At 67.9% G+C, this 21,480-nt stretch carries 18 protein-coding genes and 2 tRNA genes; 1 reads left to right on the plus strand and 19 read right to left on the minus strand.

All coding sequences use genetic code 11. The features are described 5' to 3' along the window. Positions 1–71: 71 nt before the first annotated feature. The 13 genes from A7E77_RS01425 to A7E77_RS01485 form a co-directional block, all read right to left on the minus strand. Positions 72–148: transfer RNA gene (locus A7E77_RS01425), tRNA-His, on the minus strand. Positions 149–196: 48 nt separating this feature from the next. Then, positions 197–910, minus strand: a complete 714-nt coding sequence (gene gspN / locus A7E77_RS01430; RefSeq protein WP_063685386.1) for a type II secretion system protein N — start codon at positions 908–910, stop codon at positions 197–199. Next, positions 907–1,377, minus strand: a complete 471-nt coding sequence (gene gspM, locus A7E77_RS01435) for a type II secretion system protein GspM (RefSeq protein WP_063685388.1) — start codon at positions 1,375–1,377, stop codon at positions 907–909. The genes gspN and gspM overlap by 4 nt, the downstream gene beginning before the upstream one ends. After that, positions 1,374–2,456, minus strand: a complete 1,083-nt coding sequence (gene gspL, locus A7E77_RS01440; protein ID WP_063685390.1) for a type II secretion system protein GspL — start codon at positions 2,454–2,456, stop codon at positions 1,374–1,376. The genes gspM and gspL overlap by 4 nt, the downstream gene beginning before the upstream one ends. Further along, positions 2,453–3,433 (minus strand): type II secretion system minor pseudopilin GspK, encoded by a 981-nt coding sequence (gene gspK, locus A7E77_RS01445; RefSeq protein WP_063685392.1) that lies wholly within the window; start codon positions 3,431–3,433, stop codon positions 2,453–2,455. The genes gspL and gspK overlap by 4 nt, the downstream gene beginning before the upstream one ends. Next, on the minus strand, positions 3,423–4,085 hold the full coding sequence (gspJ, locus tag A7E77_RS01450; protein ID WP_078462190.1) for a type II secretion system minor pseudopilin GspJ: 663 nt from the start codon (positions 4,083–4,085) through the stop codon (positions 3,423–3,425). The genes gspK and gspJ overlap by 11 nt, the downstream gene beginning before the upstream one ends. Positions 4,086–4,216: 131 nt before the next feature. Continuing rightward, positions 4,217–4,597, minus strand: a complete 381-nt coding sequence (gspI, locus tag A7E77_RS01455) for a type II secretion system minor pseudopilin GspI (protein WP_063685394.1) — start codon at positions 4,595–4,597, stop codon at positions 4,217–4,219. Beyond that, complete coding sequence (locus A7E77_RS01460; protein ID WP_318842601.1) at positions 4,597–5,058, minus strand: GspH/FimT family pseudopilin; 462 nt, start codon at positions 5,056–5,058, stop codon at positions 4,597–4,599. The genes gspI and A7E77_RS01460 overlap by 1 nt, the downstream gene beginning before the upstream one ends. Positions 5,059–5,089: 31 nt before the next feature. Beyond that, positions 5,090–5,530: a type II secretion system major pseudopilin GspG gene (gspG, locus tag A7E77_RS01465; RefSeq protein WP_078462192.1), complete on the minus strand. Its 441-nt coding sequence runs from the start codon at positions 5,528–5,530 to the stop codon at positions 5,090–5,092. Positions 5,531–5,538: 8 nt separating this feature from the next. Further along, positions 5,539–6,762: a type II secretion system inner membrane protein GspF gene (gene gspF / locus A7E77_RS01470; RefSeq protein ID WP_063685396.1), complete on the minus strand. Its 1,224-nt coding sequence runs from the start codon at positions 6,760–6,762 to the stop codon at positions 5,539–5,541. Between the two features lie 95 nt (positions 6,763–6,857). Then, positions 6,858–8,342 (minus strand): GspE/PulE family protein, encoded by a 1,485-nt coding sequence (locus tag A7E77_RS01475; protein WP_264177023.1) that lies wholly within the window; start codon positions 8,340–8,342, stop codon positions 6,858–6,860. A 306-nt stretch (positions 8,343–8,648) separates the two neighbouring features. Then, on the minus strand, positions 8,649–10,856 hold the full coding sequence (gspD, locus tag A7E77_RS01480; protein ID WP_078462193.1) for a type II secretion system secretin GspD: 2,208 nt from the start codon (positions 10,854–10,856) through the stop codon (positions 8,649–8,651). Beyond that, positions 10,853–11,695 (minus strand): type II secretion system protein N, encoded by an 843-nt coding sequence (locus A7E77_RS01485; protein WP_063685400.1) that lies wholly within the window; start codon positions 11,693–11,695, stop codon positions 10,853–10,855. The genes gspD and A7E77_RS01485 overlap by 4 nt, the downstream gene beginning before the upstream one ends. A gap of 134 nt (positions 11,696–11,829) precedes the next feature. Here A7E77_RS01485 and A7E77_RS01490 point away from each other — a divergent pair, with 134 nt between their 5' ends. Further along, the gene (locus tag A7E77_RS01490; RefSeq protein ID WP_063685402.1) at positions 11,830–12,486 is read left to right on the plus strand and encodes a prolyl hydroxylase family protein; all 657 of its coding nucleotides are present in this window, start codon (positions 11,830–11,832) and stop codon (positions 12,484–12,486) included. A gap of 160 nt (positions 12,487–12,646) precedes the next feature. Here the strand turns inward: A7E77_RS01490 and A7E77_RS01495 are convergent, their stop codons facing one another. From A7E77_RS01495 to lon, 6 genes are all read right to left on the minus strand, one after another. Then, entirely contained in the window at positions 12,647–15,487 is a 2,841-nt protein-coding gene (locus A7E77_RS01495; RefSeq protein WP_063685404.1) for a TonB-dependent receptor domain-containing protein, read from the minus strand. Positions 15,488–15,590: 103 nt separating this feature from the next. Beyond that, positions 15,591–17,234, minus strand: coding sequence for a hypothetical protein (locus A7E77_RS01500; protein WP_063685406.1), 1,644 nt, complete (start codon positions 17,232–17,234; stop codon positions 15,591–15,593). Between the two features lie 525 nt (positions 17,235–17,759). Continuing rightward, complete coding sequence (locus A7E77_RS01505; protein ID WP_063685408.1) at positions 17,760–18,095, minus strand: hypothetical protein; 336 nt, start codon at positions 18,093–18,095, stop codon at positions 17,760–17,762. A 185-nt stretch (positions 18,096–18,280) separates the two neighbouring features. Next, positions 18,281–18,355, minus strand: a tRNA-Val gene (locus A7E77_RS01510). A gap of 105 nt (positions 18,356–18,460) precedes the next feature. Further along, positions 18,461–18,733, minus strand: a complete 273-nt coding sequence (locus A7E77_RS01515) for an HU family DNA-binding protein (protein ID WP_017979250.1) — start codon at positions 18,731–18,733, stop codon at positions 18,461–18,463. Positions 18,734–18,893: 160 nt separating this feature from the next. Then, positions 18,894–21,287, minus strand: coding sequence for an endopeptidase La (lon, locus tag A7E77_RS01520; protein ID WP_063685410.1), 2,394 nt, complete (start codon positions 21,285–21,287; stop codon positions 18,894–18,896). Positions 21,288–21,480 lie beyond the last annotated feature (193 nt).

Below are 21,480 nucleotides of genomic sequence, written 5' to 3' on the forward strand. Positions count from 1 at the left end.
TGCGAATGTCCGCAATATTGTTTCCCAGCGGTTTTGGCTAGTCCCTGCGGTCCTGAAAAGGAGCGGGAAAATGGGGCGACCGACGGGACTTGAACCCGCAACTTCCGGCATCACAAGCCGGCGCTCTAACCAATTGAACTACGGTCGCCGCGAAGACGGGTGCCCCTAGCGGGCACTGTAGCGGCGGTCAAGGCCGTCAGAAGCGTCCTTCGACCGAAAGTCGGTAACCGCCCGGCCCAGCAACGAAACCCGTCGCCGCCAGCCGCTGTGCCGCGGCGTCGTCGCTGGGCGCGAGGCGCAGCGCGGCGGAGTAACGGCCGTCGCCGGTCAGCCGCAGCTCGATCGCCTCGGTCCCGGCCTGACTGGCGAGCGGCAACAGCAAGGCGTTGCCATCGCAGCGAGCGACGCCCGTCAGCTCGGTCGGCAAAGTGATTCCCGCTGCTTCGCCCACCAGCCTCGCTCGCACCCGACCCTCGGCCTGTTCGCACACATCGTCGGCAAAGCGAATGCTGACGTCTTCCAGCGTCAGCGCGGTGACGGGCAGCGGCGCGAAGGCGTTGCCGGTCGGGAAGGTTGCGGTCATCCCCTCGATCCCGCGCAGATGGCGGCCCAGCACGAAGGCGCCATGCACCGTCCCCGCCTGATCCTCGACCGATACCCGCGCGCGCCCGATCAGCAGCGCGAAGGGCGACAGGCTGGCATCCAGCGTGCCCAGCGCGAGATCGCCGAACCGTGCATCGATCAGCTGACCGTCCCACACGCTGCCGGTGACGCTGCGTGCGCTGAAACCCTGCTCACCGACGCCGGCCGCGCCCAGCACCAGCCGCATCGGGAGGACGACGAGCAACGCCACCAGCATCATCGCACCGAACAGCGCCGCCGGCCCGGTGGTGAGTCTCAGCCGCCTCATGACGCACGCGCCCGTGCGACGAAATCGACGCCGACGCTGCCATCCGCATTGTCGCGCCACGCCGCCGATTCGATCAGGATGCCACTCGCCTCCAGCCCTGCGAACCAGCGGGCCAGCGCCGCCGGCCGGGCCGCGGTGATGGTCGCATGCACCCGGCCCGCGCCCGATTCGTCGACGGTGGCGAGCGCGAAGCCCGCCGCCTCGGCGCGCCGCCGTACCGTGTCGGCCAGACCACCCTCGATCGGCGTGCGTCGCCCGGCGCTGCGGATCAGGTCGACCGCATTCTGCGTGCTGCCCAGCCGTACGACCGCATCGGCGTACCGCTCGCGCGCGCTCGACAGGCCGTCACGGACGGGCAGGATGATCCCGCCCCACAGGATGGTGACGACCAGCAGCGCGAGCATGACGAGGATCAGCCGACGTTCGCGTAAGGATCGGCCGACGAACCAGCTGCGGATGCCGCTCATGGCCGCGTCACCGTCATCTCGCCCGTCACCCTTCCGTTGGCCGACTGGAACGTGCCGGCGGTGACGGTGAAGCCCGCCGCCTCCAGCGCGCGCTTGAGGTCGGTGGGCAGCGATTCGCGCGCGGCGCCGACGCCGATGCGCAAGGCGCCGTTCGACTGGAAATCGAGGCTGGTCAGCTCCGTGCCCGGCGTGGCGCGGACCGCGGCATAGACCGCGGCCACCGTCCGGCTGAAGCCCAGGCCGGGACCGCGCACGGCCGACAGACGCTCGGCGAGCTGGCGGTCGACGTCGGTCACCGTCTCGCCGCGCGGCAGGCCGGTTCGCGCCAGCGCCTCGGTCCGCGCGTCGATCGCATCCGCGCCGAAACTGTATTTGCCGATCCGCACCAGATCGATCGCCAGCGTCAGCGCGAGGATGCCGGCCCCCATGACGGCTAGGCGCCGCACCAACGGCCAGTCGATCCCGATCCGGCGCCGGCGCGCGAACGGCCCCTGCCGCAGGTCGAGCGGCGTCGCCGCCGCGGCGGTGGCGATCACCGGATCGAGCGCGCTGCGCGGCAGCGTCTCGATCGGGGCATCCCCCACGACCAGATCGGTCAGCCGCGCTTCGTCGGCAAAGCCGGAGGTGCGGCCGCGCACGAGCGCCGCCCCGCCGACCGTGGCGCGGAGATAGCCCTCCTCCGGCCGCGGCAATAGCAGCGGCGCCGGCACCATCGCGGCCGGGTCGATCCCGAGTGCCGCGAGGTCCGCCAGCCAAGCCGCCATCACCGCGCTGCCCACCACGGCGATCGGCCGCTCGCCATTCCCTTCTTCCGCGTCGCCGACCGCGACGTGGAGTTCGTGGATCGGCGTCGCACTCGCCTCGGCGACCAGCAGGCGTGCGGCAGCGACGCTTTGTGCGGGCGAGCGGGCGGGCAGGTCCGCCCAGTGCAGCGTCACGTCCTGCGCGGGTGCGACCGCGACGATGCGCTCCTCAGGGACAGCAGGCAGCCCCTCGCCTTCGGCGATTCCGCCGTCTTCGGCCAGGCGCAGCCAGCGATAGGGGGCGTCGCCCGCGGGCAGGAAGAGCAGCGTCGTCATGATTCGTCGCCCCATTGCCGTGCCACGAGCCGCGCGGGAAGACGGCTTGCGTCGATCAGCGCCCTTTCCTGCAATCGGGCGGACCCCGTACTGACGTCGATCGCCAGCGCGAACCAGGTCGTTTTCACCCCCAGCCCGCCCCGATTCTCTAACCCGGCGCCGTTGCCGGCGAGGTTCAGGAACAAGCTGGTGTCGCGGAAACCGTCCGGCGGCCGGCGCAGAATCATGCCGCGCGCAGCCTCGACGGAGAGCGTGCCGGGGAAGAGCATTGCGATGAGCGGGGCCTGTTCGGGGGTCAGCGTGTTGATGTTGATCGTCGCCGGCTCCGCCTTGGGCAGGGTACAGATCCAGGGCCGAAGCTTCGCGTAGATGCCGGGCGTCACGCCATCCACCGCGCGCAGCTCGCTGGGATCGGCCATCAGCGTGCCCGCGGTGCGATAGGGCACGCTGCGGGCGAGATAGACGGGATCCTCGGCGCCATTGCCCTGCTGGTCGCCGTCGCTGTCGATCCAGTCGGCGGTGGCGACGGCGATATGGTCGGCGGCCTGACTGGGCACGCCGATCGCCTGCATCAGCCGGACAAACTGCAACCTTTGCGCGAAATTCTGCGACGAGGTGTAGAGGTTGGGCGCAAGCCGGCTGACCAGACCATTGAGGTTGAAGCAATTGCCGCCATCGCGAACCCTCGCGACGGCAAGCCCGCCGCCGGGCAACGGCAGGCCGAACGGCCGCCCGCTCCAGCCCCCCGCGAGCGTCACGCGATCGGGCGCATCGCCCAGCATCGTCGTGATCCGCGACGTCGCCAGCGCCTCGGCCGCGCGCGCAAAGCCGCGCGCCTGCTCGCCCGCCAGCGCATTGCCGGCAAGCCGCGTCGTCAGCCGCAGCCGTTCCAGCGCGGCCCCCGCCAGCACCGCGATGATCGCGACGAGCAGCAGGACAGTGAGCAGCGCGGCGCCGCGCTCGCGCTCAGATGGCACCGGGCGTTCCCGTCGGACTTGGCTGGGGCCCGGGGTGCGCACCCGCCTGGGCGGGGGCATAGCCCGACCCGACCAGCAGCATCAGCCGCAGCGCACTGCCGTCGGTGCGCCGGATCGTCAGCTCCGCTGCCTGCGGCAACGGCGCACCCTGCGTGCCATCCCAGCGATCGCTCCACGCGCCCTTGTAGCGATAGCGCGCGCCGACCCCGACGACCTTGCCGAGCAGCGCAACCGCAGGCAACGGCGCCGCGCCATCGATCATCGGATAGGCGACGCGCTCCAGCGTGCCATCGACGACGCGATAGGCGACCTTCTGCGCGCTGGCGCGCGGGGCATCGTCGACATTGGTCCAGCCCGCGCGCACGAACGCCAGCCGGCCGTCGCTCTCGCCGGTGAAGGCCGGGCGCGGCGTGCCCGCCTCGTCGCGTGCGGGGCGGTCGATCGCCTGACCCAGATCGCCCGCGATCAGCGCGGCGGTGCGGTTGAGCGCCGCGATATCGTCGAACCGCGCGCCGGTGGCGGTCTGCGCGCGGACACTGAACGTCAGGATCGCGACGCCTGCCGCCGCAATCAGGCCGAAGATGAGCAGGGCCACGAGGACTTCGACGAGGGTGAAGCCCGCCTGCTGATTACGGTGACATCGCCCCACCATCACCGTCACCCCGGACTTGGTCCGGGGTCCACCGGGCCGCACGGGGACGGCAAGCGCCTCCAGCCATCCCCCTCGCCGCGGAGTGGACCCCGGAACGAGTCCGGGGTGACGAAGATGACCGGGCCAGCGCATCACGACACGTCCGGCGGCCGGATCGCCGTCGTCCGCCCGACCACCTGCCCCGCGTGATTGCTCACCGCGACGTCGATCCGCACGATGCTGGCATTGCCCGTCGGCACGACCTGCCGCACCCAATTCCAGGTGCGCCCGGCATTCACCTCGCTACCGCTCGTCCGCCCCACCACCGGCGGTCGCGCCTCGCTGACCGCTTCGTTGGCGACGTTGCGCGCCACGATCCCCGCCACCAGACTGTCGTCCAGCACGCGCGCACCGCGTATCGTCGCCGTCTCCAGCCGCAGCAAGGCCAGCACCGCCAGGCTGAACACCGCCAGCGCGACCATGATCTCGATGAGGGTGAAGCCCCCCTCTGCGTGATCGACACGGCCGAGCATCAGCTCGCCACCCGCACGCTGCCGTCCGCGTCCATATCGATCACCGCGCGCGCCCCGCTGCGGGTCAGCGTCACCTGCGCCGGCCGGTCGGCAAGGCCGGTGGGATCATAGACGATCCGCAGCCGCCCGTTGGCGTCGCCGATCGCGGCGTCCGTGCCCGCGCTCCAGCGCTCGACCCGCAGCGGCGTGTCCGCCACCGCGACCCATTGCCCCGCGATCCGCCGGTCGAAGCCATAGCCACCCGCCGTCACCCACAGGCTGACAGGCCGCGCCTCGACGATCGCCGCGTCATGCGCCGCCCTCGCGCGCACGGCGAAGCGCGCCGCCTCATCCGCCACCCGGCCGCGCGGATCGGGCATGTTCCACACCGCCACGGCCGCCGCCAGCCCGATGATAGTCACGACCACCATCAGCTCGATCAGCGTGAAGCCCTGTTGGGCGCCACGCCGTGCAAGGCGCAATCCCTTATCCGAGAGGCAACGGCGCGGCACGTTATTGCCAGCTGGTGATGTCGGCGTTGGCGCCCTCGCCGCCTTCCTTGCCGTCCGCACCCAGGCTCCAGACGTCGGCCTCGCCATGCTGGCCGGGCGAGGCGTAGAGATACGGCCGGCCCCAGGGATCGTTGGGCAGCTTCTTGATATAGCCGCCCTTCTGATATTCGGCGGCATTCACGCCGCTCGGCGCGGTGATGAGCGCCTGCAGGCCCTGCGACGTCGTCGGATAGCCGTTCATCTGCAGGCGATACATTTCCAGCGCGCCTTCGATCGTGCTGATGTCGGCCTTCGCCTTGGTGATCTTACCCTTGTCGCCCGCGGGCAGGACGTTGAACGTGACGATCGCGGCGAGCAAGCCGATGATGACGATGACGACCATCAGTTCGACGAGCGTGAAGCCCTCCTCCCGACGGTGACGCTTGTGAGGCTGTTTACGCATGATGATCCTTACTGGCCTGCCAGCGTGTTGAGCTGAAGGATGGGGAGCAGGATGGATAGCACGATCGTCGCGACGATGCCGCCCATCAGCACGATGATCGCGGGTTCGAGCAGCGACAGCGCGGTCGCGGTGAAGCGATCGAACTCACGCTCGAGATAATCGGCGGCGCGCTCCAGCATCTCGTCGAGCCGCCCCGCCGCCTCGCCGCTGGCTGCGAGATAGGTGAGCAGCGGCGGGAAGACGTTCGCGCGCCGCATCGCCGCCGACAGGCTGCCGCCCGAGCGGATCGACTCGACGATCTCGTCCGACGCGACGCGCAGACGGCGGTTGTGGATCGTGCTCGCCGTCAGCGTCAGCCCCTCCAGCAACGGCAGTCGACTCGCGACCATCGTCGACAACGTCCGCGCCATGCGCGCGGCGTGCAGGTCGCGCAGCAGGCGGCCGAGCAACGGCAGGCGCAGCAGCCCGGTATCGAACGACAGCCGAATCGCGGGATCGCGCAACGCATAGGCGCCGCCGACCCCGATCAGGCCGAGCACCAGCGCCAGCACCCACCAATAGCCGACCAGTATGTCGGACAGGGCGATGACGACGCGCGTCAGCAACGGCAACTCCTGCCCCACGGTATCGAATTGTTCGACGACCTGCGGCACGACGAACATCATCAGCGCGGTCACGACGCCCAGCGCCACCACGGCCAGGATCGTCGGATAGGCGAGTGCGGTGATCAGCTTGCCGCGGATTTCCGCCTGCCGTTCGAGCAGCGCCGCCAGCCGATCGAGGATCGTCGGCAGGCTGCCCGAACTCTCGCCGGCCGCCACCATCGCGCGGTACAGCGGCGGAAAGCTTTTGGGCGCGCGCGCCATCGAATCGGCCAGCCGCCGCCCCTCGACCACGCCGGCATGGACCTGCGATACGATCCCGCGGACGCTCTCCTGCTCGGTCTGGCGCGTGATGGTACGCAGCGATTCCTCGAGTGGCGAGACGCGGTTCAGGGTCGCGAGCTGACGCGTGAAGAGCGTCAGCTGCTTGTTGCTCATCTTCTTGGCGCCCAGCCGGATGCCGAATAGCGGCCGGCTCTGCGCGACCGGCGGCGCGCCCGGATCGAGCCGCACGACGAACAGCTTGCGCCGATCGAGCTGCGCCCGCGCCGCGTCCGCATCCGCCGCCGCGACATGCCCGCGCTGCTCCTGTCCGCGCGTGTCGATGGCGAGATAGTCGAAGTCAGCCATGGCGCGCCGCCCTCACCCTTCGCCGCCTTCGGCGGCTCTTCCCTCTCCCAGCGGGAGAGGGTGGGAGCGGCGCAGCCCCGGAAGGGGGAGGGTCGTCACGCCTCCACCTCATCCACCACGTCCGTCGCATCGCGCCGGCTGACCCGGATCGCCTCCTCGGGCGTCGTCAGCCCGCGGCGCACCAGCGCCTCGGCCGCCTGCGCCAGCGTCGGGCTGCGTGCAAAGGCACGCGCGGCGATCGCGGTCTCATCCGCGCCGTCGTTGATGAAGCGGCGGATCGTATCGTCGACGCGCACCGCCTCGAACACGCCGATCCGCCCCTTGAAGCCGCTGTGGTTGCATTCCGGGCAGCCCACCGCTTCGTACACCGTCGCCTCGGGCTCGATCCCGAGCAGGCCCGCCACGCTGCTCCCCTGCACCGGCCGCCGACACGTCGGGCACAGCCGCCGCACCAGCCGCTGCGCGATCACCGCGCGCAGGGTCGAGGCGAGCAGGAACGGCTCCACCTTCATGTCACGCATGCGGGTAATCGCGCCGATCGCGTCATTGGTGTGGACGGTCGACAGCACGAGGTGCCCGGTCAACGAGGCTTGCACCGCGATCTCCGCGGTTTCGCGATCGCGGATTTCGCCGACCATCACCACGTCCGGATCCTGACGCAGGATCGCGCGCAGCCCCGCGGCGAAGGTCAGCCCGACCTTCGGATTGACCTGCGTCTGCCCGACGCCCTCGACGGCATATTCCACCGGGTCTTCAACCGTCAGGATGTTGCGGCTGCCGTCGTTAAGCAGCCGCAGCGCGCCGTACAGCGAGGTCGTCTTGCCGGAGCCGGTCGGCCCGGTGACGAGGATGATCCCGTTGGGCTCGGCGAGCGCCCCGCGGAGCAGCGCATACATCCGCTCGTCCATGCCGAGCGCGTCGAGGTCGATGCCGGCATTGTCCTTATCGAGGATACGCAGCACCACCCGCTCGCCCGCACGGCTCGGCAATGTCGAGACGCGGACGTCGAGCAGCTTGCCGCCCAAGGTCAGCCCCATGCGCCCGTCCTGCGGCACGCGACGCTCGGCGATATCGAGGCGCGCCATCACCTTGACGCGGCTGACGACGACGGGAGCGACGTGCGGCGGCATGCGCAGCGTCTCGCGCAGCACGCCGTCGATGCGCATGCGGACGATCAGCCCGGTCTCGTATGGCTCGATGTGAATGTCGCTGACGCCGTTTCGCGCGGCATCGGCGATGATGCCGTTGATCAGGCGGATCGCCGGCGCATCGTCGGCGGTGTCGAGCAGGTCCTCCGCGGTCGGCAGGCCTTCGGCGAGGCTGTCGAGTTCATCGCCCATGCCGACCGCGGCAAGCGCATTCGCCTGCCCGTCCATGGCGTAGCTATCCGAGAGCAAACGATCGAACGCGGGCGCCTCGACGATGACGACATCGAACGGCCGGGCGAGGTAGCGGCGGACCTCCAGCAGGGCACGCGGGTCGGCGCCGGTCCGCAGCGCCACGGTCAGGTGCGCGTCCGCCTCGGTATGCTGGACGACGACGCCGAACCGCCTCGCGAACGCATAGGGGATGGCGAGCATCGGCAGCGGATCGAGCGGCAACGGCGGCGTCGGCTCGACGACGGGCGCAACGTCCGGGTCGGCCAGCGCGGCGGCTTCGTCGATTTCGGAGCCGGGGCGGATGATCGTCACGATGCCATGCCCTCCCTCGTCATTCCCGCCTCCGCGGGAATGACGGATGTGGAAAGCCCTCAGCCCCCTCCTCCGTCATCCCGGCGCACGCCGGGATCCATGGACGCGCGACGCTCATGGCGCGCATCACTGCCGGAGACACCGCAACCATGGATCCCGGCGTTCGCCGGGATGACGGAAAGGCGAAAAGCTCCGTCACCGGTCCCTCGGCCGGATGACCCTGGTCGTATTGTGCTGCACCGGCACCGCGACGCGCGGGTCCTCGATATTCCCCGGCACCGGCGCGGACGGGATCGGCGGCGCGGCGCCCATATAGTCGCGCACCAGCTGGTCGATCGACGGCTCCTCGCCCGGCGACTGCAACCCCTGCTGCAAGCGCAGATAACCGTAGCGTTGCTCGGCAATCCTCCGCGCATCCGCCGCGGATCGCAGGATCGTCGGCCGGATGAAGATCATCAGGTTCGTCTTGTTGCGCGATTTCGCCTTCGACTTGAACAGATTGCCCAGCACGGGGATATCGCCGAGCAGCGGGATCTTCTCGATCGTCCGCCGTTCTTCGTCGCTCAGCAGCCCGCCCATCACCGCGATCTGCCCCTCGTCGACGGTCAGCACCGTCTCGATCTCGCGCTTGTTGAGGATGAGGTCGCTATTGTCGTTCGAGACGGGCCCGGCGATCGAGCTCACCTCCAGGCGCAGGTTCAGCTTCACCGTGCCGCTGGAATTGACCTGCGGCCGCGCGGTCAGCTCGATGCCGACGTTTTCGCGCTGGGTGGTGCGGAAGGTGTTGTCGAAATTGTTCGACAGCGCCTGCCCGGTGGTGATCGGGATTTCCTGCCCGACCAGGCTGTGCGCTTCCTGATTGTCGAGCGTGACGAGGTGCGGGACCTGCAACAGGTTCGACGTCGTGTCGCTCTTCACCGCATTGATGATCGCGCCGAAGATGAAGTCGCCGACCTTGCCGCCGAACCCGCCGAAGCCGCCCGACGATCCGATGATCGAGCTGATCGCGCTCTGCGTCAGCTGGTCCGACGCGTTGTTGGTCGTCACGGTCGTCGTCACGCCATTGGCGATCGTCGTCGTCGTGTTGCGCCCCAGCTCGCGTGCGCCGATCGCGCCGGCGATCTGCAGGATATTGGGCGCGCTGTTCGAGAAGGTCGAGGCGGCGAACGCCCCGCCCGACGGATTGGCGAGGATGAACTGCGCGCCTAGGCGGTTGACCGTCGCGTCGGAGACTTCGGCGACGATCCCCTCGATGAGCACCTGCTCGCGCCGCGTATCGAGCTGGCGGACGACATCGGACAGCTGGCGCTGGATGTCCGCGGGCGCGGCGATGACGATCGCATTGGCGCCTTGGAAGCGCGTGACGACCGCGGCGGTGCGGCCGCCCTGCGTGGTGATCGCCGGCTGGCCGGTGGCGCCGCCGCCGCTGCTCTGCTGCACCGGGGCGCTGGCGGCCGGCGGGCGCTGCACCGCCGCCGCGCTGCCGGTGTTGGTGCCGAACCCGGTCTGCGTGCGCGACAGCGGCGTTTCCTGCACCGCATCGGGGGCCTGCCCGACCAGTTGCTGGAGCACCGGCAGCAGCTGCGCCGCATCGGCATTCTCCAGGAACACGACGCGGATTTCCGTGCCGTTCTTTGCCTTCTGGTCGAGATCCTGCGCCACCGACACCAGCCGCGCGACGCTGGAGGGATCGCCGCGGATGATGACCGAATTGCTGCTGTCGACCGCCGTCACGCTCGTCCCGACGCCGCCCGGAACGCCCTGACCGCCCTGCGCCCCGCCGCTGAGACCCTGCAACGCCGCCGCAATCTCCTTGGCGGACGCATTCTTCAGCGCGACGACGCGGGTCGAGGCATTGTCGCTGTCCACCCGGCGCAGCACTTCGCGGATACGCCGGATGTTGTCGGCGAAGTCGACGATGACGAGGCTGTTCGACCCGCGGTTGGCGCTGACCGAGCCTTGCGCGCTCACCAGCGGGCGTACCGTATCGATCGCCTGCTGCGCATCGACCGATCGCAGCCGCACGATCTCGGTCACGAAGCTGTTGCGCGCCGCGCCGCCCAGGCCGATGCGGCTCGGCTGGGACGCGGCATTGTCGATCGGCTGGATACGGAACGCACCATTGCCGGTCGGCACCGCGACCAGCCCGTTCGCCCGCAGCGTCGACAGGAACGTCTCAAAATATTCGGATTTCGACAGCGGCCGGTCGGTGACGACCGTCACCTTGCCGTTGACGCGCGAATCGATGATGAACGTGCGCCCGGTCACCCGCGCGGCATCGGCGATGAATGCGCGGATATCGGCGTCGCGCACGTTCAGCGTCGTCTGCGCCATCGCCTGGATCGGCAGGCCGAGCGCCGCGGTCGACAGCAGCAGCGCGGGGTAGAACGTCTTCATGGTCATTGCGGAGCGATCGTAAGGGCGAGCGCGAGCGTCTGCTGGCCGCGTTCGACGGTGATGGGAAGCGATCCGCCGCCGGCGAAATCGGCGGCGATGCGATCGAGGTCCTGCGGGCCGCTCACCGGCCGCCCGCCGATCGCGGTGACGACATCGCCTTCGCGCAGGCCCGCGGTGCGGAACAGCGTGCCCGACCCTTGCGGCCGAACGACCAGGCCGGAAATGCGACCGCCATCGATGCGCGGGATGAAGCCGATCTCGTTGCGGATCTGGCTCGCCTTGATCGCCGGTGCGGCGTCCGTGACGGGCGGGGCGATCGGGGCACCGGTCGGCGTGGCAGGCATCGCCGCAGGCGCGCCCGCACCCGGTGCATCCGACTGGACCAGATACAGGTCCTCCGCCGTGCCGCCGCGATCGATCGTGATATGATCGAACGACACCGACTTCAGCCGGACGCCGGGCAGGATGTCTTCGCCGACCGCGACGCTCTTCTGCACATTGTCCGGCCCCGCGACGATCGCCGAACCCCGACCCGACGCCTCGTCGACGCGAATACCGAACAGGTTGAGCTGCAGCGAGGTGACGGTGGCCTGGGCCGGCGCGCGCGTGCCCAGACGAAAGAACGGATCGAAGCCGGCCAGCACGTCATAGGGCCGCCCCGGCACCGCGACCTCCGCCGGGCGCCAATCGCCCAGCGGCGCGATCGGCGTGACGATCGTCCAGAACAATCGTGCCGACTGAATGGCGAGGCCGCCGATCAGCACCAGCTCGGCGAGCGAGTAGACGTTGACGACGGGCAGACGGCGCAGGATGCGCCGCGTGCGCGCGTCGAATCTCAAGCGCATGATGTCGTCCCGTCCCGCGTACCTTGGCCTACGCATGCCATGTTACGCTTGTGCGTCAATGGGGTGCTATGCGCCTTAGCCTCTTTTCGGCGCCCCCTTTCCGGCATGTCGTGGCCGGTGATATGACCCTTGCCATGACCGATATAACCCTGCTCGGCAATGGGCTGGAAGGCCAGGCGATCGCGCGCCGCATCCTGTCGCAGCCCGGCGTGCAGAAAGTGCCCAGCCCGAAGCTCGACCTGTTCCTGGTCCGCGACTTCCTCGACGCCGACACCTGCGCAGCGTTGATCGACCAGATCGACGCGGTCCGCCGCCCGTCGACGATCGCCGATCCCAATGGCGACGCCGCGTTCCGCACCAGCGAGACGGGCGACCTGTTCGCGGGCGATCCGCTGGTGCAGGCGGTCGAGGCGCGCTTCACCGCCTTCACCGGCCTCCACCCCGCGCACGGCGAACCGTTGCAGGGGCAACGCTATGCGGTGGGGCAGGAATTCAAGGGACATACCGACTATTTCGAACCCGATGGCGCGGACTATGTCCGCTATTGCTCGGTCGCGGGCAACCGGACGTGGACGCTGATGGTCTATCTCAACGCGCCCGAAGCAGGCGGCGCGACCCGGTTCAAAGCAGTCGACAAGATCGTCCAGCCCGAAACCGGCAAGCTCGTCGCCTGGAACAACCGCCGCCCCGACGGGACGCTCAACCCCGCGACACTGCATCAGGGGATGAAGGTACGCGCGGGGACGAAATACGTCATCACGAAATGGTATCGTGAGCGGGTGTGGGGGTGATCCTGTCCCGAATCCTCGCCGTCACCCCGGACTTGGTCCGGGGTCCGCTGGGCCGCAAGGGGACGGTAAGAGCCTCTAGCCTCCCCCCTCGCCGCAGAGTGGACCCCGGAACGAGTCCGGGGTGACGGGTGGGGACGGACGCGTCTCGCCCCTCCCCAGATCAGAACGTCGCGCTCACCCCCAGGCTGAACACCCGGCCGAGATTGTACCGGTTGATGTACACTTCCTTGCCGCTCGCGAAGGTCTGGCTCTCGTTATAGCGCGTCCGCGTGAGGTTGCGTGCCTCGGCCTTGATCTCGAACTCCCCACCCAGCAGCTTGACGCCCTGGCGCGCGACCAGGTCCAGGCGGATGCCGGGATGCTCGACGATATCGGGCTGGAAGGTGTTGCCGCCCAGGTTCGACGGCCCGCGGTTCGTCACGCGATCGCTCGCATAGTTGAACAGCAAGGTGATCTGCGACAGCGATTCCTTGTCCTCGATCCCGACCTGCACGTTGACCAGATGGTCCGACTGGCCGGTCAGCGGCGCGCCGTCGCGGAACAGCAGCCCCGCAGGCCCGAGCTTCGAGCCGCAGCCCGCCAAGCCCGTCCCCGTCGAGCGGAAGTCGACCGCCGGGTTGGGCACGCAGGTGCCGTCCGCAGTGATCTTCGACTTGGTGTAGGTATAGTTGGCGATCAGCAAGGCGCGCCGCGTTGCGAAGAAATCGCTGCCGGCGAACAGGTCACCCAGCGGGAAATACTTCTGCAGCTCGATTTCGCCGCCATACAGCACGGCCTTGGGCAGATAGGTGAAGCCCGTCTGCAACCGGTCGTCGGCGCCGGTGTAGAAGCCGACCTGCTCGATCGGGCGATTGATCCGCTTGTAGAAGCCCGCCAGCGTGAAGCGCTGGTCGCGCTTGAAGAACCATTCGTAGCGCGCCTCGAGGTTGTACAGCTCGCTGTCGCGCAGCAACGGGTTACCAAAGAACAGCCGATCCGAATCGGGATCGCGGAACTGCTGCGGTGCGAGTTCGCGGAACTGCGGGCGCGAGATCGTCTTGGCGGCGCTCGCACGCAATTGCATGTCGGGCGCGAAATTCCACGTCAGCGTCGATGCCGGCAGGAAGTAATCGTTGCGCAGCCGCGTACCGCCCGTCGTGACGCCGAACGGCGTGACCCGCTCGTCGCCCTTTTCGTAGCGCACGCCGATCACCGCGCGCAGGCCGTCGAACGCCTCCGCCTCGGCCTGGACATAGCCTGCATGCACGTTGAGCTTCGCATCGTAGCGATAGGCGCCCGCCTGCGTGTTGAATTGCAGCTGGATCGTGCAGGCGCCAGTGCCATCGAGCGGACACGCGTTGTTGAGCACGTCGGGGCTGAGCAGATAATCCGGCCGCAGCAGATTATAGGGATAGCCCGGCGCGGTGCCGCCGCCCCGCGACGTCTGATAGTTGAAGACGAGCCGTGACGACCGACGTTTGGTGTCCTGATAGAAATAGCCCGCCGACAGCGTGATCGGCCGATCGGCATCGATCTTGTACGATGCGTCCGCCTGACCGGTCCACAGATCCTCATTCAGCTCGCTGAAGATGATCGAGGCGAAGGGCGTGAAGCGCTGCGTCACCTGATAGGCTCCGTTGCACTGGAAACCGCCAGCCTGCTGGATCCCGTCGCTGGTGATCGGATAGCCGTTGGTCGTCGTCGCCGAGCACAGATAGTCGAACTGCCGCTCATAGGGCGCGTTGCGCTTCGAATTGGCGTAGGCGCCGCGCGCGTCGACCTTCAACGCGTCGGTGATCTTGAACTCGCCGACCAGCTGCGTCTCGATCAGCTGGCGTTCGAACCAGTTGGTGTTCTGCTGGAAGCGCAGGCCGCTGGCGTTGTTGTACAGCTCCGCGGCGGACCCGCGCGCCTGCTTCAACGTGTCGTGAATGTAGACGTTGGTCCACCGCAGCGTATTCTCGCCGAATTCGAGGCCCAGCCCGATCAGCGCGTTGGCGACGATGCGATTGTCGGTCAGCAGCGTGCGGAAGTCGTTGCGCAATGTGCCGTCCGCCGACACGCTGTCCTGCTGCACCGCCGATCGCGTGCGGAAGGTGTTGCTGGCGCTGAGCGAGGCGATCACGCCAAGGCGCGACGACCCGATGTCGTAGACCGACCCGCCGCTGATCTCGCCCGACCAGTTCGCCGGCAGCTGATTGTTGCGCTGGAGCAACGTCGTCGAGGCGTTGGACAGCTGCGCGACCTGCGCCGCCGGGATGATGCCGCTGCCGTTCGGAGCGTTGCGGATGAACGCGGGCACCTTGCGGGTGCCATCGTCATAGCCGATCCAGTCCGCGCCACCGCCGTAATAGGTGTAGCCCAGTTCGCTGGTCGTCGAATCGTCGGCCGCGATCGATCCGCCGACCTGAACGAAATTCTTGTCCGGGATTGCCTTGGTCGTCAGGTTGATGACGCCGCCGCCGAATTCGCCCGGATAGTTCACCGAATAGGTCTTCTGGACCAGCGCCGATCCGACGATCGTCGTCGGGAAGATGTCGAGCGGCACCGACCGGCGCAGCGGCTCCGGCGAGGGCAGCGGCGATCCGTTGAGCAGCGACGACGAATAGCGATCGCCCAAGCCGCGCACGTAGACGAAACCGCCGCCGACGACCGACAGGCCAGTGACACGGGTCAGCGCGCCGGCGATGTCGCCTTCGCCCGTGCGCGCGATATCCGCGGTCGACAGGACCGAGACGATCTGCGGCGTCCCGCGGACGACGTTGGGGATGTTGCGGCCGACGACGACGATATCCGCGCCATCCCCGTTCATCCCGGGTGCGGACACCTCGACGGGCGCCTCCTGCTGATCGGTCGAGGTCGGCGCCGCGCTCTGCGGGTCGGCCGCGCCGCTCGGGCTGGCGGTCGCGGGCGTCGAGGTCTGCGCCGGGGCGCCGGCGCCATTGGTCTGCGCCAGCGCGGCCGGCGCCACCAACGTGGTGGAAAGAAGAAGAAGGGTGGCGAAAGCGTGCCGCTGCGACATGACCGTCAATCCCGGACAGGAGGCTGTAGATACAGGTGTCCGGGGCGGCGTTGCCGCCACCCCGGAACCGATGCTGGCTGGGGACGAGTGCGTCCCCGCCGCATCAGCGGCCCTGGCAGGCGAAGTAGATCGAGTTGAACGTCGGCGGGCCGAAGTCCTGCAGCGTGTCGTCCTTCGGCCGGATCGTCGTGCGGCCGCCGCTGGTCTGTTCGCCGGCCACCAGGTTGATGCAGGCGACGTTGCTCACCGTCTTCACAATGCCGTTGACGTAGCGCATGTCCGACCCGCCACGCTGACGGATCGCAGCCGGCGCCAGCGCGGTCTGGATAAAGGTGAAGTTGGCGTAGGTCGAGAAGGTGCGCGGCAGCAGATCCTCGGCATTGTTCGAGTCTATCTCGGTCGAGAAGCTGTCGACCGTCGCACCGCCGACGCGCTGCGCCGCGATCATGAACTGCATGAAGCCGCGATAGCCGTTGTCGATGTCGAAGCCGTCGTCGTCGGCGCCGGTGACCGCGATGTACTTGATGTTGGTGTTGCCGCCGAAGATCTCGATGCCGTCATCCGCCGAATTGTGGCTCTGGATATGGTCGATGATCGTACCCGAGCCGGTGCCGCCCAGCGTCAGGCCCTGCAGTTCGTTGCCGTCGCTGATCGCGATGCCCGAATAGCGGATCTGGACGTAGGACATCTGGCCCGACGAGTCGGCCACGGTCGGCCCGCCGTAGAAGCGGCCGGTGACACCCTCGATCGCCTGCTGGCAGGTGGTCGAGCTGCCCGCCGCATTGTTCGGGCCGGTGCCGCTGGCGCACACGCCGGTCGGTGCGCGGCCGAGCAGGATGATGCCGCCCCAATGGCCCTGGCTGGTTTCCGATTCGCCGGTCGCCGAGGTCACGTTCTGCTGCGAGGTGAAGATGATCGGCGCGTCGCGCGTGCCGATCGCCACCAGCTTCGAACCGCGGTTGACCAGCAGCAGGTCGTTGGTCGCCTCATTGGCGTTGGAGAAGACGGTCACGCCCGCCTCGATCGTCAGCGTCGCGCCGGTGCCGCCGGTCGAGCCCAGATCGGTGCCGACCTCGGTCTGGCCGGTCAGGCGATAGGCGATGCCGGGGATGCGCGGCAGCGTCAGGCTGGTGGTGATCGCCTGCGGGATGTCGCACACCTTGAAGCCGCCGACCGTCGCCGCGGTCGCGGTGCCGCTGCCACCGGTCGCGGTGACCGTGCCCGTCGGGCAGGCGGTGCCGCTTGCCAGCGTGCCGATCGCCGGCACCGCGGTGCAGCGCGCGCCCGACCCGCCGAATTCCGCCGCGGTCGAGTTGCAAGTCCAGCCCTGGAAGCTCGTGTCGCTCGGGCCGTTCAGGGCACCGACGTAATTGGTGCTGGTGAAGAAGCTGTTGATCGACGACGGGTCGGTCGCGGTGGTCAGCGACGTCGACGAGACGGGGTAGACGCCGTTCATCTGCGCGCCGGTGCCGTTGATGTTGTTGTTGCTGCCCGCATTCACGATCGCCAGCTGTTCGTCGGCGCTGATCGAGATGCCGTTCACCGTGGTGACGGCGGCGAACTGCGCCGCGGTGATCGCGCTGGGCGTCGGCGTGGGGGCGGTCGGCGTCGGCGTCGGGGCCGGCTGCACGATCGTCACGCTGCCCGCGCCGGGCGAGGCGACGTTGTCCGCGCCACCGCAGCCCGCAAGCGCGAGGCAGGCGGCGGACGTCATGAGGAAATTGCCGTAGCGCGTGGTGGTCGCCATGATCGAAATGCTCCCGGTCGATATGCGTTGTCGCGAAGTCGGGCTGCGTGCCCGCGATCGACCAAGGTTCCCCCGTTCGCCGATCCCTAGAGCGGCGGTTAGGCGCGTTGAATGACGCCATCGTGAGGATTTCGAGACGCTTTCGTTACGATGATACGACGGTTTCGTGACACCGTCGCGGGGCTGAGGCGCGAGCTAAGCGATTAATATGTCTGCGGTTGATGATCACTATGGAGAGCCGCTGACCTATCTCGGCAAGCCGCTCGCCAGCGGAAAGGCCCCCTCCACCACGCCCTGAGGGCGCGGTCCCCCTCCCCCGCTAAAGCGAGGGAGGAATTTTCCTGCGGGTCGCACCTCCAAACTCCTCCCCCGCCAGGGGGAGGTGGCAGCGCGCAGCGCTGACGGAGGGGGAGGACATGGCAGGCTCGCCGATCCGCCACACCGCAAGGCCCACGAACACCCCACAAACGAAACGGGCGCCCTCCCCACGGAGGACGCCCGTCGCATCACGCGAGAAGGCTGCGCTTACTTCTCGCCGTTGTCCTTCACGCCGACGGCCGGAACCGAGATCGTTTCCTTCTCGGTCTTCACCTTGGGCACCTCGACCGTCTTTTCGGTGGTGCCGACGACGACTTCCTTCGAGTCGAGATCGACCTTCGGTAGCGAACCGCCCTTGGCGCTGACGTCGACCGACGGCAGCGAGCCGTCCTTCGTCACCTTTGCGCTCCAGAAGCCGGTCGCGAACAGCAGGCCGACGATCACGAGCGCGACGACCGCGACGATCGCCAGCACACGGCCTGCACCGCCGCGACGCTCCACCACGACGCGCTGTCCGGTCCGATCGGTCGTATAGTCCACCATCACCACTCTCCCTGAAATGTGAAGGCGTTAAAGCGCACGGGGCACCCATTGTTCCCGGGGCGCAACGACAAAATGACGGGGATATGACACGAACGGGCAATATGGCCGGCGCGTGATCGCCTCGCGGCCCGACGGACGCAGCGCACCAAAAAGCCCGCCGGTCGATGCGACCTGGCGGGCTGATATGGTGGGCGCGACAGGGATTGAACCTGTGACCCCACCCGTGTGAAGGGTGTGCTCTACCGCTGAGCTACGCGCCCGAAACAGTTCGGAGGCGGGCCTTTAGGGGGCGGCGTGCCCCCCTGTCCAGTGCAAAATCCGCGCGCGAAAAAATTTGCGTCCGAATATCGCCCCGCCCGCTTGGATCAGTTGACCGAATCCTTCAGGCCCTTGCCGGCCTTGAACTTGGGCTGGCTGGATGCCTTGATCGTCATCGGCTCGCCGGTGCGCGGGTTGCGGCCCGTCGACGCCTTGCGCTTCGACACCGAAAAGGTGCCGAACCCGACCAGGCGCACTTCGTCGCCCTTCTTGAGGCTTGCGGAGATCGCGTCGAACACCGCTTCGACCGCCTTGACCGCATCGCCCTTGGCGAGGCCCGACATGTCCGCGACAGTCGCGATCAATTCCTGCTTGTTCATCGAGTTACTGCCCCCTTTGGCATGAGCGTCAGAATCATTGCCCCGCCGGAACAGCGAATAACGCTGTCGCGGCCGGGCATGTCAAATGATTATGGCCGCGCCCTCTCCGACGCGGCCGTTCGATAGCGTTAATACACGGACCCTAAGGGTCGCCAAGTGCTCAGTGATGCAACTCGCCGCCCGCGGGCGCAACCCCTGTCGGGGGCAGCGCCGCAAGTTCGTCGGCGTCGGTCCAATCGATCGCCTCCAGCGGCTCGGTCAACGCGAGCGTCAGCACCTCGTCGACATGGCTCACCGGAACGATGGTCAGGCCATCCTTCACGTTCTGCGGAATGTCGGCGAGATCCTTCTCATTCTCCTGCGGAATCAGCACCGTGGTGATGCCGCCACGCAGCGCCGCGAGCAGCTTCTCCTTCAGGCCCCCGATCGGCAGCACGCGCCCGCGCAGCGTCACCTCGCCAGTCATCGCGACGTCTTTCTTCACCGGCACGCCAGTCAGCGTCGACACGATCGACGTAACGAGGCCGATGCCAGCCGACGGGCCGTCCTTCGGCACCGCGCCTTCGGGCAGGTGGATGTGGATGTCCTTGCGATGGAACAGCGACGGCTTGATGCCATAGCTGGGGCTGCGCGCCTGGACGAAGCTGAAGGCGGCCTGCACCGATTCCTTCATCACGTCGCCCAGCTTGCCGGTGGTCTTCACCGCGCCCTTGCCCGGCACCGTCACGCTCTCGATCGTCAGCAACTCGCCGCCGACCTCGGTCCAGGCAAGACCCGTCACCGCGCCGATCTGATGCTCGGTTTCGCTGAGGCCGTGGCGATACTTTTGCACGCCCGCGAATTCGTGAAGGTTGTCCGGCGTGATCGTGACGCTGCTCGCCTTGCCCTCCAGGATCTGGCGCAGCGCCTTGCGCGCGAGCTTGGCGATCTCGCGCTCCAGCGTGCGCACGCCGGCCTCGCGGGTGTAGCGCTGGATGAGCGCGCGCAGCCCGTCTTGCGTCAGCGTGAACTCGCCCGCCTTCAGGCCATGCGCCTCGATCTGCTTTTCGACCAGATGGCGTTCGGCGATCTCGACCTTCTCGTCCTCGGTATAGCCCTCGAGCCGGATGATCTCCATGCGGTCGAGCAACGGCTGCGGCAGGTTGAGCGTGTTCGCGGTACACACGAACATCACGTCGCTGAGGTCGATATCGATCTCGAGATAGTGATCGTTGAACTTGCCGTTCTGTTCGGGGTCGAGCACCTCGAGCAGCGCCGACGCCGGATCGCCACGGAAATCCTGGCCCAGCTTGTCGATCTCGTCGAGCAGGAACAGCGGGTTCGACGTGCCGGCCTTCTTCAGGTTCGTCACGATCTTGCCCGGCAGCGAGCCGATATAGGTCCGGCGATGGCCGCGGATTTCGGCCTCGTCGCGCACGCCGCCCAGCGACTGGCGGATGAACTCGCGCCCCGTCGCCTTGGCGATCGACTTGCCGAGGCTGGTCTTGCCGACGCCCGGCGGGCCGACGAGGCACAGGATCGGGCCCTTCAGCTTGTTGGTGCGCGCCTGCACGCCGAGATATTCGACGATCCGGTCCTTCACCTTTTCCAGCGCATAGTGATCTTCGTCCAGCACCGCCTGCGCGGCGGCGATGTCCTTCTTGATCTTGCTCTTCTTGCCCCACGGCAGGCCGAGCAGCACGTCGAGGTAGTTGCGCACGACGGTCGCCTCGGCGCTCATCGGCGCCATGGTCTTCAGCTTCTTCAGCTCGCCCGTCGCCTTCGCGCGCGCTTCCTTGCTGAGCTTCAGCGTCGCGATCTTCTGGGTCAGCTCGGCGATCTCGTCGCCATCACCCTCGTCGTCGCTGTTCCCCAGCTCGCGCTGGATCGCCTTCAACTGCTCGTTGAGGTAATATTCGCGCTGCGTCTTCTCCATCTGGCGCTTGACGCGGCTTTTGATCTTCTTCTCGACGTGCAGGACGCCGAGCTCGCCCTCCATCAACGCATAGGCCATCTCGAGCCGCTTGACCGGATCGAGCTCGACCAGCAGCGCCTGCTTGTCGGCGACCTTGACCTGGACGTTGGCCATCAGCGCGTCGGACAGCTTCGCCGCCTCGACCAGCTCGCCCAGCTGCTGCGCGGTTTCCGCCGGCAATTTCTTGTTGAGCTTGGCGTAGGTTTCGAATTGCTCGACCGCCGAGCGCATCAGCGCCTCGACCTCGATGCCCTCGGCCACACGCTCTTCCAGGATCTCGATCGTCGACTGCAGATAGCCGTCCGCCTCGGATAGCTCGACCAGCCGCCCGCGCGCCTTGCCCTCGACCAGCACGCGCACGGTGCCGTCGGGCAGCTTCAGCAGCTGCAGTACGGTCGCGGTGACGCCGACCTCATACAGGTCCTCGCGCGCCGGATCATCCTGCGCGGGGTCGAGCTGCGCGACGAGGAAGATTTCCTTGTCGGCGTTCATCGCCGCTTCCAGCGCCGCGACCGATTTGTCGCGGCCGACGAACAGCGGCACGATCATGTGCGGGAAAACGACGATATCGCGCAGGGGAAGGACGGGAAATAGGGTCATGGATACTCCGACGCCGCCCGATACCGGGGCGGCCTTGTCGCCTATATGGGGTGGCTTGCGATAGGCATCAATCGTTACGGGTCGGTATGCAAGCCTGCGGGGTCGATCGGGTTCGGGCCAAGCGCTTTTGTGGCAATCGCGTCGGCCCGCTCGCTTCGGACTTGTCATCGCCCGGCCCAGCGTGGAAACCGGC

Source organism: Sphingomonas sp. NIC1, assembly GCF_001638925.1.
GTDB classification, from domain to species: Bacteria; Pseudomonadota; Alphaproteobacteria; order Sphingomonadales; family Sphingomonadaceae; genus Sphingomonas; species Sphingomonas aquatilis.